This window comes from Streptomyces sp. NPDC032198 (genome assembly GCF_040636975.1).
Lineage (GTDB): Bacteria > Actinomycetota > Actinomycetes > Streptomycetales > Streptomycetaceae > Streptomyces.
The window spans coordinates 238,493-252,468 of the sequence record NZ_JBEZVL010000007.1; the positions used below are offsets into that span (position 1 = coordinate 238,493).

Annotated in this window: 13 protein-coding genes and 1 pseudogene; 10 read left to right on the forward strand and 4 right to left on the reverse strand. The window is 69.5% G+C overall.

Going from position 1 to position 13,976, the window contains the following annotated elements:
• Nucleotides 1-54: 54 nt before the first annotated feature.
• Nucleotides 55-726, reverse strand: coding sequence for a response regulator transcription factor (locus AB0E78_RS20500; protein ID WP_135332738.1), 672 nt, complete (start codon nt 724-726; stop codon nt 55-57).
• A 14-nt stretch (nt 727-740) separates the two neighbouring features.
• Nucleotides 741-1,622, reverse strand: a complete 882-nt coding sequence (locus tag AB0E78_RS20505) for a RecB family exonuclease (RefSeq protein ID WP_361834178.1) — start codon at nt 1,620-1,622, stop codon at nt 741-743.
• Nucleotides 1,623-1,750: 128 nt separating this feature from the next.
• On the opposite strand from AB0E78_RS20505, the gene AB0E78_RS20510 reads away from it, so the two are divergent.
• From AB0E78_RS20510 to AB0E78_RS20520, 3 genes are all read left to right on the forward strand, one after another.
• Nucleotides 1,751-3,277, forward strand: coding sequence for a site-2 protease family protein (locus tag AB0E78_RS20510; RefSeq protein WP_361834180.1), 1,527 nt, complete (start codon nt 1,751-1,753; stop codon nt 3,275-3,277).
• Nucleotides 3,278-3,324: 47 nt separating this feature from the next.
• Nucleotides 3,325-4,236 (forward strand): tRNA (adenine-N1)-methyltransferase, encoded by a 912-nt coding sequence (locus AB0E78_RS20515; RefSeq protein ID WP_361834182.1) that lies wholly within the window; start codon nt 3,325-3,327, stop codon nt 4,234-4,236.
• A gap of 210 nt (nt 4,237-4,446) precedes the next feature.
• On the forward strand, nt 4,447-5,025 hold the full coding sequence (locus AB0E78_RS20520; protein WP_361834184.1) for a hypothetical protein: 579 nt from the start codon (nt 4,447-4,449) through the stop codon (nt 5,023-5,025).
• A 125-nt stretch (nt 5,026-5,150) separates the two neighbouring features.
• Here AB0E78_RS20520 and AB0E78_RS20525 read toward each other — a convergent pair whose 3' ends face one another.
• Nucleotides 5,151-5,465, reverse strand: a complete 315-nt coding sequence (locus AB0E78_RS20525; RefSeq protein WP_361834186.1) for a ferredoxin — start codon at nt 5,463-5,465, stop codon at nt 5,151-5,153.
• Nucleotides 5,466-5,719: 254 nt separating this feature from the next.
• On the opposite strand from AB0E78_RS20525, the gene arc reads away from it, so the two are divergent.
• From arc to prcA, 6 genes and pseudogenes are all read left to right on the forward strand, one after another.
• On the forward strand, nt 5,720-7,486 hold the full coding sequence (gene arc, locus AB0E78_RS20530) for a proteasome ATPase (protein WP_361834188.1): 1,767 nt from the start codon (nt 5,720-5,722) through the stop codon (nt 7,484-7,486).
• 213 nt (nt 7,487-7,699) lie between these two features.
• A complete protein-coding gene (gene dop, locus AB0E78_RS20535) occupies nt 7,700-9,211 on the forward strand; it encodes a depupylase/deamidase Dop (RefSeq protein WP_361834190.1) in 1,512 nt (503 codons plus the stop codon).
• 124 nt (nt 9,212-9,335) lie between these two features.
• Nucleotides 9,336-9,554 (forward strand): ubiquitin-like protein Pup, encoded by a 219-nt coding sequence (locus tag AB0E78_RS20540; protein WP_249590985.1) that lies wholly within the window; start codon nt 9,336-9,338, stop codon nt 9,552-9,554.
• Nucleotides 9,555-9,641: 87 nt separating this feature from the next.
• A pseudogene (locus AB0E78_RS20545) lies at nt 9,642-9,837 on the forward strand (recombination endonuclease VII); the annotation flags it as partial.
• Nucleotides 9,789-10,634, forward strand: a complete 846-nt coding sequence (gene prcB, locus AB0E78_RS20550; protein WP_361834192.1) for a proteasome subunit beta — start codon at nt 9,789-9,791, stop codon at nt 10,632-10,634. The pseudogene AB0E78_RS20545 and the gene prcB, both read left to right, overlap by 49 nt.
• A gap of 53 nt (nt 10,635-10,687) precedes the next feature.
• Nucleotides 10,688-11,488: a proteasome subunit alpha gene (prcA, locus tag AB0E78_RS20555; RefSeq protein ID WP_361834194.1), complete on the forward strand. Its 801-nt coding sequence runs from the start codon at nt 10,688-10,690 to the stop codon at nt 11,486-11,488.
• Nucleotides 11,489-11,557: 69 nt separating this feature from the next.
• Here prcA and AB0E78_RS20560 read toward each other — a convergent pair whose 3' ends face one another.
• Nucleotides 11,558-12,583: a LacI family DNA-binding transcriptional regulator gene (locus tag AB0E78_RS20560; RefSeq protein ID WP_361834196.1), complete on the reverse strand. Its 1,026-nt coding sequence runs from the start codon at nt 12,581-12,583 to the stop codon at nt 11,558-11,560.
• A 130-nt stretch (nt 12,584-12,713) separates the two neighbouring features.
• Between AB0E78_RS20560 and AB0E78_RS20565 the strand changes: the two genes are divergently transcribed.
• Nucleotides 12,714-13,973 carry an MFS transporter gene (locus AB0E78_RS20565; RefSeq protein WP_361834198.1) on the forward strand — a complete coding sequence of 420 codons (1,260 nt, stop codon included), beginning with the start codon at nt 12,714-12,716 and terminating at the stop codon, nt 13,971-13,973.
• Nucleotides 13,974-13,976: the final 3 nt, after the last annotated feature.

Below are 13,976 nucleotides of genomic sequence, written 5' to 3' on the forward strand. Positions count from 1 at the left end.
TGACCGAGGGGAGCGGCCACCTTCGTCGTTCGTCCTTGTTCGTCCTGGCCGCCCCTACTGGGCGCCGGGCCGCACCAGACCGCTCTCGTACGCGTACACGGCCGCCTGCACCCGGTCGCGGAGCCCCAGCTTCGTGAGCACATGGCCCACATGCGTCTTGACCGTCGTCTCGCTCACGAACAGGTCCGCCGCGATCTCCGCGTTCGACAAGCCGCGCGCCACCAGCTTGAGGACCTCGACCTCCCGCTCGGTGAGCGTGTGCAAGGTGTCCGGCACCGGCTCGTCGCCCGAGGGAAGATGACCGGCGTACTTGTCGAGGAGCCTGCGGGTGATGCTCGGCGCGAGCATCGCCTCACCCGACGCGACCACCCGGATCGCCTGCACCAGCTCGTTCGCCGGCGCGTCCTTCAGGAGGAAGCCGCTGGCACCCGCGCGCAGCGCCTCCACGACGTACTCGTCGAGGTCGAAGGTGGTCAGGACCAGGACCTTCGCCGGTCCGTCCCGGCCGGGCCCGGTGATCTGCCGGGTCGCCTCGACGCCGTCCATCCGCGGCATGCGGATGTCCATCAGGACCACGTCGGGCTGCAGCGCCCGCACCTGGTCGAGAGCCTGCAGGCCGTCCCCGGCCTCGCCGACGACCGCGACATCCTGCTCGGCCTCCAGAATCATCCGGAACCCGGTGCGCAGCAGTGGCTGGTCGTCGACCAGTAGGACACGGATCGCCACGTAACTCTCCTTCGCTAGCCCGGGGCCATTCTGCCCTGCGCGTCCTCCTCGGACTCGGGCACCCTCACCGCAAGGGGGTACGGCGGGGGAGTCCCGCCGAATTCCGGACATACGGCCTGGTGGTCGCACCAGCCGCAGAGCTTCGTCGGCCTGGGCCGCCAGTCACCCGTCTCGGTGGCGAGGGTGATCGCCTCCCACAGCGCGTGCAGCTTCCGCTCGACCTGCTCCAGATCCTCGGTCCTGGGGTCGTACGTGATGACGTCGCCGCTGCCCAGATAGACGAGCTGGAGGCGGCGCGGGACCACACCCTTCAGGCGCCACACCACCAGGGCGTAGAACTTCATCTGGAAGAGCGGGCCGTCCGCGTACTCGGGGCGCGGGGCCTTGCCCGTCTTGTAGTCGACGATCCGCACCTCGCCCGAGGGCGCCACGTCCACCCGGTCGATGATGCCGCGCAGCTTCAGGCCCGAGTCCAGCTCCGCCTGCACGAACAGCTCGCGCTCGGCGGGCTCCAGACGGGTGGGGTCCTCCAGGGTGAACCAGCGCTCGACGAGCTTCTCCGCGTCCCCCAGCCAGCGCGCGAGCCGCTCACCCTGCTCGTCGTCGGCGAACAGCTCCGTCAGCTCCGGCCTGGCCTCGCGCAGCCGGTCCCACTGACCCGGGATCAGGGACTTCGCGCGCGGCGCCGTCCGCTCACCCGCGGGCGCGTCGAAGAGCCGCTCCAGGACGGCGTGCACCAGCGTGCCGCGGGTCGCCGCCTCGCTCGGCTTCTCCGGCAGCTTGTCGATCACCCGGAACCGGTAGAGCAGCGGACACTGCATGAAGTCGCTGGCGCGCGAGGGCGACAGGGACGCCGGACGCACGGCCGTCACGCCACCATCGGTGCTGGTTTCCATAGGGACAGACCCTACGACCCGCCACTGACAACGGCCGCATACCATCGACGACAGACCCTCTCGCCCTGCATGATCGTGCGTGTACCGCGCCGGACAGGGGCGAGGGACGCTTCGAACGAGGGGACATCGTGGACGAGAGCGGCGGGAGCGGCAGGCCGCGATCCGACGGCACGGACGGTCGGCGACCGGCTGCCGCAGAAGGTGCCGCAGCAGGCTCCGAGGCCCCTGAAAAGGCCGACGGCGCCCACGGCGCCGCCAACACCGACGCCGACAGCGCTGCCGGTACGGACGGGGCCGACGACACCGCCCGGCCGCGTGAAGAGACGATCCGGCAGGCGCCCGGGGAAGAGCAGCGGCCCGCGGCCGAATCCCCGCAGTCCGCCGACCGCCTCACCAAGACCCCGCACGACACGCCCGGGAAGGCACCACAGGACACCCATCCCGAGTACGCGCACGCCAGCCACGGCCCCGCCCCGAAGACCACCCCTCCCAAGAACAAGAAGGGACCCGGGGGAGGCCTGCTGATGGGACGCCCCTTCGGCGTGCCCGTCTACGTCGCGCCGAGCTGGTTCCTCGTCGCCGCCCTCATCACCTGGGTCTTCGGCGGCCAGCTCGACCGCGTCCTGCCCGAACTCGGCGCCGCCCGCTACCTCGTCGCGCTCTTCTTCGCCGTCGCCTTCTACGCCTCCGTACTCGTCCACGAGCTGGCCCACACCGTCGTCGCCCTGCGCTACAAGCTGCCGGTGCGCCGCATCCAGCTGCAGTTCTTCGGCGGCGTCTCCGAGATCGAGAAGGAGTCCGAGACACCCGGACGCGAGTTCGTCCTCGCGTTCGTGGGCCCGCTGCTCTCCCTCGTCCTCGCGGGCGTCTTCTACGGGGGCATGCGCGCCGTCGATCCCGGCACCGTGCCCGGCGTCCTGCTCGCGGGCCTGATGATCTCGAACCTGATCGTCGCCGCCTTCAACCTCCTGCCGGGCCTGCCCCTGGACGGCGGCCGCATGCTCCGCGCCGTCGTCTGGAAGATCACCGGCAAGCCCATGAGCGGCACCATCGCCGCCGCCTGGGTCGGCCGCGCGCTCGCCATCTCCGTCCTCATCGGCCTGCCCCTGCTCAACCAGTCCGGCGCGCTCGGCGGCGAGACCCAGGACATCGGCGGCATGGACACCGTCACCGACGCCCTGCTCGCCGCGATCCTCGCCGCGATCATCTGGACCGGCGCCGGGAACAGCCTCCGCATGGCCCGCCTGCGCGAGCACCTGCCCGAGCTCCGCGCCCGCGCCCTGACCCGCCGCGCCGTCCCCGTCGAGTCGGCCACCCCGCTCTCCGAGGCGCTGCGCCGCGCCAACGACGCCGGGGCCCGCGCCCTCGTCGTGGTCGACGCCGACGGCGACCCGATGTCGGTGGTCCGCGAGGCGGCCATCGTCGGCGTGCCCGAGCACCGCCGCCCCTGGGTCACCGTCAGCGGCCTCGCCCAGGACATCAGCGAAGGCATGCGGGTCTCCGCCGAGCTCGCCGGCGAGGAACTCCTCGACACCCTCCGGGCCACACCCGCCACCGAGTACCTCGTGGTCGAGGCGTCGGGGGAGATCTACGGGGTGCTGTCCGCCGCCGACGTGGAGCGCGCCTTCGTCAAGGCGATGGCCCGCCCCAGCTGAGCCCCACCCTGGTCCCCGGCCCTCGAACGGGCCGGTAGGCTGGTCACATGTCCGAACCGACCGGTGCCGCCCGCCGACGCGGGCCCTTCAAGGTCGGGGACCAGGTTCAGCTGACCGACCCCAAGGGCCGCCACTACACGTTCACGCTCGAGGCCGGGAAGAACTTCCACACCCACAAGGGTTCCTTCCCCCACGACGAGCTGATCGGTGCTCCCGAGGGCAGCGTTGTCCGCACCACGGGAAACGTCGCCTACCTCGCGCTGCGCCCCCTGCTCCCCGACTATGTCCTGTCCATGCCCCGCGGCGCCGCCGTGGTCTACCCCAAGGACGCGGGGCAGATCCTGGCCTTCGCGGACATCTTCCCCGGCGCCCGCGTCGTCGAGGCGGGTGTGGGCTCCGGCTCGCTCAGCAGCTTCCTCCTGCGCGCCATCGGCGACGAGGGAATGCTGCACTCGTACGAGCGCCGCGAGGACTTCGCCGAGATCGCCCAGCAGAACGTGGAGCGCTACTTCGGCACCCCGCACCCTGCCTGGCAGCTCACCGTCGGAGACCTCCAGGACAACCTGAGCGACACCGACGTCGACCGCGTCATCCTCGACATGCTCGCCCCCTGGGAGTGCCTGGACGTCGTCTCCAAGGCGCTCGTCCCCGGCGGCATCCTCTGCTGCTACGTGGCGACCACCACCCAGCTCGCAAGGACCGTCGAGTCCATCCGCGAGATCGGCGGCTTCAACGAGCCCACCGCCTGGGAATCGATGATCCGCAACTGGCACGTCGAGGGCCTCGCCGTCCGCCCGGACCACCGCATGATCGGCCACACCGGCTTCCTGCTCACCGCCCGCCGCCTCGCGGACGGCGTCGAGCCGCCCATGCGCCGCCGCCGCCCCTCCAAGGGCGCCTACGGCGACGACTACACCGGCCCGAACGCCGACGGCGGCACCCCCCGCGCGGAGAGCTGACGGCTCAGACCGCCGCGTACGACAGCTGAACGCACAGGCGCCGTCGCCGAGTTCCCCCCTTCGACCGGGGAACTCGGCGACGGCGCCTCTCCGTTACGGGCTCGTGCGGACCCAGACCTTCCTGGACCCCGGTGTTCCGCCCCGGTGTGAGGTATGGCACGATGCTCGCCACCTCCCCCACCGGCACAGCCCTCACAGGAGACACTCCTAGTGCAGCACCCCGCCGTCCCGGAACTGGCACACAACACCACCCGTCCCATCCACTGGCTGGCCACCGCGGCCGCGCTCGCCGCTGTCGTCGCCGGCTCGTCCTTCCTGCAGCCCGACCCCGCGAACGCCGCCCAGCCCGGCTCCAAGCCGTCCAGCAGGACCGCCGCCGCCCCCGCGCCCGCACCGGATCCGGCCACCGTCACGTTCCCCATCGCCTGCGGCACGGTGAAACCCGTCGTCAAGAAGAAGGCCTCCGGGGACCTCGACGGGGACGGCAGCCCCGAGACCGTCGCCGTGGTGCACTGCGCCGCCGGATCGGGCACGCCGCCCGACGGCGTGTACGTCGTCACGCGCGCCACCGGGGGCAAGCCCCGGGTCGTCGCCACCCTCGTCGACCCGAAGGACCGCCAGAACGTCAGCGACTTCGCCCTGCGTGACGGTGTGATCACCGCCACCCTCCTCGGGTACTCGTCACCGAACGTGCCCAGCTGCTGCCCGGACCTCCAGGACGAGGCCAAGTGGCAGTGGAAGGACGGCACGTTCGCGCGGTCCACTCCGGCCGGGGCGCACAGCGTGTGACCTCCGCGGGTGACCCCGGGGGACATGAACAAGGGCCTGTGCCCGCCGTCCAGCGGCGGGCACAGGCCCTTGTTCATGCGTCAGTTCATGGGCCGGTTCATGAGTTCATGCGCCGGCCCATGGCCTCAGGCGGCGTCCGGGCCGTACACCTCGACCCTGTCCGAAACGCGACGCACATGAATGCAGTCGCCCGGGCACTCCTTGGCCGAATCGACCACGTCACGCAGAAGCGGCAACGGAACGGGCGTTGTGGCGCCCGGAGCCTGCAGCAGCTCGTCCTCGCCGCTCTTCACATAGGCGAGCCCGTCGATGTCCAGCTCGAAGACCTCAGGCGCGTACTGCGCACAGATGCCGTCGCCAGTGCAGAGGTCCTGGTCGATCCAGACCTCCAGCGGATCACGGCTCTCGGAGCCGTTTCCGGCCTCGTCTCCCACGGTCATCTCTCCTGCCGATCGTCACGCCGAGTGAGCCCACTTTCCAGCAAGTCGGGCCAGCCCTGACGGGTGTTGAACGCTTCGACGATACAACCGCCCGCTTTCCGATGTTGTTGGGTGGGTAATGACCTGACGTGAGGGAGAGCGCAAGGGTGAAGATCGGACACACCTCTACCGTCTTTGTGATCTAGGGGTTTCAATCGACACCCACCCAGGTAGGGTCTGGAAGCGTCCAGCTCCCCTTGGAGGAGGTGAGGACCGTGGCAGCCCACGACGACGACATCAACCGCGGCATCCGGCCGGGGCGAGGGTCTGAGGACCCCGCCGGTCAGGTTGCCTATCTCGAGCAGGAAATCGCCGTCCTGCGACGCAAGCTCGCCGACTCTCCGCGTCATACGAGGATTCTCGAAGAGCGGATCGTCGAGCTGCAGACAAACCTGGCCGGCGTGTCCGCGCAGAACGAGCGGCTCGCCAACACGCTCCGTGAGGCCCGCGACCAGATCGTGGCCCTCAAGGAGGAAGTCGACCGGCTCGCGCAGCCGCCGGCCGGCTTCGGAGTCTTCCTCGTGGCGAACGAGGACGGCACGGCGGACATCTTCACCGGGGGCCGCAAGCTCCGGGTGAACGTCAGCCCGAGCGTGGAGCTCGAAGAGCTCAGGCGCGGCCAGGAAGTAATGCTCAACGAAGCGCTCAACGTGGTCGAGGCCATGGAGTACGAGAGCGTGGGAGACATCGTCACCCTCAAGGAGATCCTCGAGGACGGCGAGCGCGCCCTGGTGGTCGGGCACACCGACGAAGAAAGGGTGGTGCGGCTCGCCGAACCACTCCTCGACGTCACGATCCGCCCCGGCGACGCACTCCTGCTCGAACCGCGCTCCGGCTACGTCTACGAAGTGGTTCCCAAGAGCGAGGTCGAAGAGCTCGTCCTGGAAGAGGTCCCGGACATCGGCTACGAGCAGATCGGCGGTCTGGGCAACCAGATCGAGCTGATCCGCGACGCGGTCGAGCTGCCCTACCTCTACCCGGACCTCTTCAGGGAGCACGAACTGCGGCCGCCCAAGGGCGTCCTGCTGTACGGGCCCCCCGGCTGCGGCAAGACGCTGATCGCGAAGGCCGTCGCCAACTCCCTTGCCAAGAAGGTCGCCGAGGTGACCGGACAGGCATCGGGGAAGAGCTACTTCCTCAACATCAAGGGACCCGAACTCCTCAACAAGTACGTCGGCGAGACCGAGCGTCACATCCGCCTGGTCTTCCAGCGTGCGAGGGAGAAGGCGAGCGAGGGCACCCCCGTCATCGTCTTCTTCGACGAGATGGAATCCCTCTTCCGCACCCGCGGATCCGGTGTCAGCTCGGACGTGGAGAACACCATCGTCCCCCAGCTGCTCGCCGAGATCGACGGCGTGGAAGGCCTGGAGAACGTCATCGTCATCGGTGCCTCCAACCGTGAGGACATGATCGACCCGGCGATCCTGCGGCCCGGACGACTCGACGTGAAGATCAAGATCGAGCGCCCGGACGCCCAGGCGGCGAAGGACATCTTCGCCAAGTACCTCACCGAGCGGCTCCCGCTGCACGCGGACGACCTCGCCGAACACAGCGCCGACCGGCGCACCACCGTGGACGGCATGATCCAGTCCGTCGTGGAGCAGATGTACGCGGAGTCCGAGGAGAACCGCTTCCTCGAGGTGACGTACGCCAACGGCGACAAGGAAGTCCTGTACTTCAAGGACTTCAACTCCGGCGCCATGATCGAGAACATCGTCGGACGCGCCAAGAAGATGGCCATCAAGGCCTTCCTCGACGCCAACCAGAAGGGCATCAGGGTCTCCCACCTCCTCCAGGCTTGCATCGACGAGTTCAAGGAGAACGAGGACCTGCCCAACACCACCAACCCGGACGACTGGGCCCGCATCTCCGGCAAGAAGGGCGAACGGATCGTGTACATCCGTACGCTCGTCACCGGAAAGCAGGGCGCGGACACCGGACGCTCCATCGACACGGTGGCCAACACCGGTCAGTACCTGTAGAAAGCAGGGCGGCTGCGGGTGTCCTTCGTGGGTACCCGCAGCTGTCTGTTTTTCAATGAAGGCAATGATCTCCCCACCAGCGCAAAGGCGCTCTAGGCTCTTCGGTACCGCCGAGTCGCGCAGTGCGGGGACGGGCACCGCACACGCACCGGAGAACCAGCGGTACTTGAGCGCCGCGCCCGAATGGGAGCGCCGCCGGGCAAGGAGGGCCGCATGACCGTACGGCGAGTAATGGGCATCGAGACGGAGTACGGCATCTCCGTCCCTGGCCACCCGAACGCCAATGCCATGCTCACCTCGTCCCAGATCGTCAACGCCTACGCCGCGGCGATGCACCGGGCGCGACGCGCCCGCTGGGACTTCGAGGAGGAGAACCCCCTGCGGGACGCGCGGGGCTTCGACCTCGCCCGTGAGACCGCCGACTCCAGTCAGCTCACCGACGAGGACATCGGCCTCGCCAATGTGATCCTCACCAACGGGGCGCGCCTCTACGTGGACCACGCGCACCCCGAGTACAGCTCACCCGAGGTCACCAATCCCTGGGACGCCGTCCTGTGGGACAAGGCCGGCGAGCGCATCATGGCGGAGGCGGCCGAGCGGGCCGCACAGCTGCCCGGGGCCCAGCCGATTCACCTCTACAAGAACAACACCGACAACAAGGGCGCCTCGTACGGCACGCACGAGAACTACCTGATGAAGCGGGAGACCCCCTTCTCGGACATCGTGCGCCACCTGACGCCCTTCTTCGTGTCCCGGCAGGTCATCACCGGCGCGGGACGCGTCGGCATCGGCCAGGACGGGCACGAGCACGGCTTCCAGCTCAGCCAGCGCGCCGACTACTTCGAGGTCGAGGTCGGCCTGGAGACCACCCTCAAGCGGCCCATCATCAATACCCGCGACGAGCCGCACTCCGACGCCGAGAAGTACCGCCGCCTGCACGTCATCATCGGCGACGCGAACCTCTCCGAGATCTCGACGTATCTGAAGCTGGGCACGACATCCCTGGTTCTCGCCATGATCGAGGACGGCTTCATCGCGGTGGATCTCGCCGTCGACCAGCCCGTGCGGACCCTCCACCAGGTGTCCCACGACCCGACACTCAAGCGTCTGATCACGCTCCGTAGCGGCCGGACACTCACCGCTGTCCAGCTCCAGATGGAGTACTTCGAGCTGGCCCGCAAATACGTGGAGGAGCGGTACGGCTCCGACGCCGACGAGCAGACCAAGGACGTGCTCGCCCGCTGGGAAGACGTCCTGGGCCGCCTGGAGAGCGATCCGATGAGCCTCTCCGGAGAGCTCGACTGGGTCGCCAAGCGGGAACTCATGGAGGGCTACCGCCGTCGTGACGGCCTCGACTGGGACGCGGCGCGGCTGCACCTGGTCGACCTCCAGTACGCGGACGTACGGCCCGACAAGGGCCTCTACAACCGTCTGGTGGCACGCGGCAAGATGAAGCGCCTCCTGGAGGAGCCTCAGGTCGAGCGCGCCCAGACCAAGCCTCCGGAGGACACCCGCGCGTACTTCCGCGGCCGGTGTCTGGAGCAGTACGCCGACGACGTGGCCGCGGCCTCGTGGGATTCGGTCATCTTCGACCTTCCGGGGCGCGACTCGCTCCAGCGGGTGCCCACACTGGAGCCACTGCGCGGCACGCGGAACCACGTCAAGGAGCTCCTTGACCGCTGCCGCACGGCAGAGGATCTGGTACGGGTGCTCTCCGGAGGCTGAAAGACCCGGCGTGTGGGAATCATCGAGGTGGTCCCCGGACGTTCTAGTAACTACGGGGCCGATGTCAGACCTGGCTTATAGGGTCTGATCAAGTGCATCGAACCGAACGAGCGGGGTGAGGTAGATGGCGACCAAGGACACCGGCGGCGGACAGCAGAAGGCCACGCGTTCCACCGAGGAGGTCGAGGAGCAGACAGAGGAAGCGCAGGGCTCCGAGGACCTCAAGGAACGCCAGGAGAAGCTGAGCGACGACGTGGACTCCGTCCTCGACGAAATCGACGACGTGCTCGAGGAGAACGCCGAGGACTTCGTGCGGTCCTTCGTTCAAAAGGGCGGACAGTAAGCACGGCGGACGCGGTGTGCGGTGCGGGGAGTGCGTGGCGCGGCAGCGGGCCACGCATGACCGGCGGTTTCAACGACCTCGACCGCACATGTGGATCACCGCCACCAGGCGGGTAGGGTCCCTGACGTACCGCCCTTCAGACGTACTGCGCTTCAACTGCAATTCGGCCACCGGCGAGTTGGGATCCGCTCCCGGCGCTCAGCGCCCGGCCGTCACTTACCTGGAAGGAAACGCGTGGAAGCCAACACTCGTAGCACCGGGCGTCTACCAGCTGCCTTCCTGACGCCTGGTTCTTCGTCCTTCATGGACTTTCTGTCCGAGCATCAGCCCGACATCCTGCCGGGCAACCGGCAGTTGCCGCCCACGCAGGGTGTGATCGAGGCGCCGCACGGCACGACCATCGTGGCGACGACGTTCCCCGGCGGTGTAGTGCTCGCCGGTGACCGGCGGGCGACCATGGGCAATGTGATCGCGCAGCGCGACATCGAGAAGGTCTTCCCGGCCGACGAGTACTCGGCGGTCGGCATCGCGGGCACCGCCGGTCTGGCCGTGGAGATGGTCAAGCTCTTCCAGCTGGAGCTCGAACACTTCGAGAAGGTCGAGGGCGCCACGCTTTCCCTGGAGGGCAAGGCGAACCGGCTCTCCACGATGATCCGGTCGAATCTGGGCATGGCCATGCAGGGCCTCGCCGTCGTCCCGCTCTTCGCGGGGTACGACGTGGACCGCGAGAAGGGACGCATCTTCTCGTACGACGTCACGGGCGGCCGTTCCGAGGAGCACGGCTTCGCGGCCACCGGCTCCGGTTCGGTCTTCGCGCGCGGTGCGATGAAGAAGCTCTACCGCAACGATCTGACGGAACAGGAAGCGACGACGCTCGTCGTGCAGGCGTTGTACGACGCCGCGGACGACGACTCGGCGACGGGTGGTCCGGATGTCGCCCGCCGGATCTATCCGATCGTCACCGTGATCTCCGACGAGGGTTTCCGGCGGCTGGGGGATGAGGAGTCCTCCGAGATCGCCCGCTCGATCCTTGAGCGGCGCATGGAGCAGCCCGACGGCCCGCGGGCCTCGCTGCTCTGATCGATCCGTATTCGCCACTGACTGAGTCACTGACAGAAAGGGACGGATAGCCGGTGTCGACGCCGTTCTATGTCTCACCCCAGCAGGCCATGGCCGACCGGGCGGAATACGCCCGCAAGGGCATCGCCCGTGGTCGCAGCCTTGTTGTGCTGCAGTTCGCCGATGGCATCGTGTTCGTCGGCGAGAACCCGTCCCGTGCGCTGCACAAGTTCAGCGAGATCTATGACCGGATCGGCTTCGCCGCCGCCGGCAAGTACAACGAATACGAGAACCTCCGGATCGGCGGCGTGCGCTATGCCGATCTCCGGGGATACACGTACGACCGTGACGACGTGACGGCCCGTGGGCTCGCGAACGTCTATGCCCAGACGCTGGGCACGATCTTCTCGAGCAACGCGGAGAAGCCGTACGAGGTCGAGCTGGTCGTCGCCGAGGTGGGCGCCACACCGGACGGCGATCAGATCTACCGGCTGCCGCACGACGGTTCGATCGTGGACGAGCACGGCTCGGTCGCGGTCGGCGGCAACGCCGAACAGATCAGCACGTATCTCGATCAGCGGCACCGCGACGGCATGTCGCTCGCCGAGGCCCTGAAGCTGGCCGTGCAGTCGCTGTCCCGCGACACCAACGGCAGCGAGCGGGAGATCCCCGCGGAGCGGCTCGAGGTGGCGGTCCTGGACCGTACGAGGCCGCAGCAGCGGAAGTTCAAGCGGATCGTCGGGCGTCAGCTCGCGCGGCTGCTCGAGGGGGGCGCCTCGGCCCCGACGGACGCCGCGTCCGACAACGAGGAGCCGGATGCCGAATCCGGCTCCGCCTCGGACTCCGGTTCGGACTCCGCTTCGACCGAGGAGTAGTTCGGTTCTTCGTACGCCCCGTGTCCCGGCCCTGCGGCCGGGGTGCGGGGCGTACGTGCGTGTGGAGGGCTAGCGGGCGGCGGGGGCCGTAGATCCGCGGACCACCAGCTCGACGGGGAGAGTGTCCGTCCGGGGCGTGCGGCCGTCGAGGACGGCCAGCAGGGACGCCATGCCCCGCTCGCCGAACTGCTCGGCGGGCAGCCGCACGGTGGTGAGCTCGGGTTCCACGGCGGTCGCCAGGGTGAGGTCGTCGAAGCCGGTCACGGAGAGGTCCTCGGGCACGCGCAGGCCCAGTCGGCGGGCCGCCTTGCAGGCGCCGGCGGCGAGGATGTCGTCGTCGCAGACGAGCGCCGTGGGGCGGGGCCCCGGCGCGGACAGGGCGGCTTCAGCGGCCGTGCGGGCGTCCTCGACGGTGAGGAGTGCCCGGACGGTGCGTACGGCCGTGTCGGTGCCGCTCAGCGCCGCCGCGAGGGCGTCGGAGCGCACGTCGAAGGTCCAGGAGTCGACGTCCGCCGCGAGATGCAGGACGTCGCGGTGGCCCAGGGCCAGCAGATGCTCGGCGGCCCGGCGCATTCCGTCGCCGATGTCGAGGTTGACGGTGGCCGCGCCGAGGCTGCCCGCCGGGTCGCTGTCCAGCATGACCAGGGGGAGTTCGTCGCCCTGGATGGTGGCGAGCGCGTCGGATGCCATGGAGGACGCGAGGACGCCGTCGAGGGCGGCGCGGCTGGAGTCGAAGGGGTCGCGGGCGGGGCCGATGCCCTCGGGGGAGGGGTAGAGGACGACCGCGAAGCCGTTCTCGGCGGCGACGCGGGCGGCTCCGGTGTAGACGCGGGCGAAGAACTCGTTCGTGAGGGCGGGGACGACGAGGAGCGCCGTCCTGGTGCGGCCCAGGCGCAGGTTGCGGGCGGCGAGGTTCGGGCGGTAGCCCAGCTCGCGCGCGGCGGCACGGACGCGCTCGGCGGTCCGCTCGGCGACCCGGCCGCGCCACTTCTCGCCGAACACGAGGGAGACGGTGGCCTGGGAGACGCCGGCGGCGCGTGCGACGTCACGGCTGGTGGGGCGTGGCCCCGCGGCCTCCTGCTGTGGCCCGGCCACTACTGGTACCTCCCAGGTCGGTCCCGCGGTGCGTTCGGGATGGACCCGCGGTGAGCGCTCATGGTACGTATGACGCTCGACGTTATACGTAAAACCTCGGCGCGTCGGCGCAGAGGGAGGGGCGGGAAGCATGGCTGCCGGATACGCGGAGATCCTCCGGACGAGATACGCCGGACGGCTGCTTGCGGGCACCCTGGTGGGCCGGCTGCCGAACGCGACGGCCGCGATCGCCATCGTGCTGTTCATCCGCGCCGAGGGCGGCACCTACAGCCTGGCCGGCGCGCTCGCCGCGGTGTACGGCGTGGCCAACGCGGTGGGGCAGCCGCTGCTCGGCCGCCTCGTTGACCTCTACGGCCAGCCGCGGATCCAGCTTCCCTCGGCGGTCGTCTCCGCCCTCGGCATGGGCGCCTTCGCCTTCACCGGCCCCGATTCGCTCGCTCTCGCGTATGTCGCGGTGGGCGTGGCCGGTCTCTTCACGCCGCCCCTGGAGGGCGGCCTGCGCGCGCTGTGGCCGAGCGTCCTGGGCAAGGAGGAGCAGGTGCACACGGCGTACGCCATGGACGCCATCGCCCAGGAAGTCATGTTCACCGTCGGACCGTTGCTCGTCACGGGCTGCGTCGCGCTCTGGTCGGAGCAGGCCGCGCTGCTCGTCGTGAACGCCATCGGCGTACTGGGCGCCCTCTCCGTAGTGCTGTCGCAGCCCTCGCGCGCGTGGCGCTCGGCACCCCGCGAGGCGCACTGGCTCGGCGCGCTGCGCTCAACCGGCCTCATCGCGCTGCTCGGCGCGTTCCTCTTCATCGGCATGGCGCTCGGCTCCATCACCGTCGCCGGAGTGTCGTACGCCGACGAGCACGGCGGCGACGCCGTGTACGGCTGGATGATGGCCGCGCTCGGACTCGGCGCCCTCGTCGGCGGCTCCGTGTACGGGGCGCGCCAGTGGGCCGGGGTGCCGGAGAAGCGGCTGACCTTCCTGGTGGCCCTGCTCGCCCTCTGCTACTGGCCGTTGACGCTGACGCCCGGGGCCGTCGCCATGACGGTGCTCGCGGCCGTCGCCGGGGTCTTCCTCGCGCCCGCGCTCGCGTGCGCGTTCATCATCGTGGACCGGCACGCCCCCCGGGGCACTGTCACCGAGGCGTTCTCCTGGCTCGTGACCACGTTCACCGTCGGCGCGTCGCTCGGCACGGCCGCTGCGGGGCCGGTCGTCGAGTGGGGCGGGACCCGGTGGGGCTTCGCCGTTCCGGGGGCGGCGGGCGTCGCCGCGCTGCTTGTTCTGCTGGCCACGGCGCGGGCGCTCGTACTCCCCGCTGATTCGGCGGTCGTTGCGGGTTCATCGGAAAATGATCGAAACGGTGCCGTCGAACCCGGTTTCAGGGCAGGGCATCAGGCGTAATGT

Excerpts from the sequence above, each read along its gene's own strand:
- dop (WP_361834190.1), top strand. The coding sequence starts at position 7,700 with ATGACCGTACGGCGAGTAATGGGCATCGAGACGGAGTACGGCATCTCC.
- AB0E78_RS20515 (WP_361834182.1), top strand. The coding sequence starts at position 3,325 with ATGTCCGAACCGACCGGTGCCGCCCGCCGACGCGGGCCCTTCAAGGTC.
- AB0E78_RS20505 (WP_361834178.1), bottom strand. The coding sequence starts at position 1,622 with ATGGAAACCAGCACCGATGGTGGCGTGACGGCCGTGCGTCCGGCGTCC.
- AB0E78_RS20525 (WP_361834186.1), bottom strand. The coding sequence starts at position 5,465 with ATGACCGTGGGAGACGAGGCCGGAAACGGCTCCGAGAGCCGTGATCCG.
- AB0E78_RS20565 (WP_361834198.1), top strand. The coding sequence starts at position 12,714 with ATGGCTGCCGGATACGCGGAGATCCTCCGGACGAGATACGCCGGACGG.
- AB0E78_RS20540 (WP_249590985.1), top strand. The coding sequence starts at position 9,336 with ATGGCGACCAAGGACACCGGCGGCGGACAGCAGAAGGCCACGCGTTCC.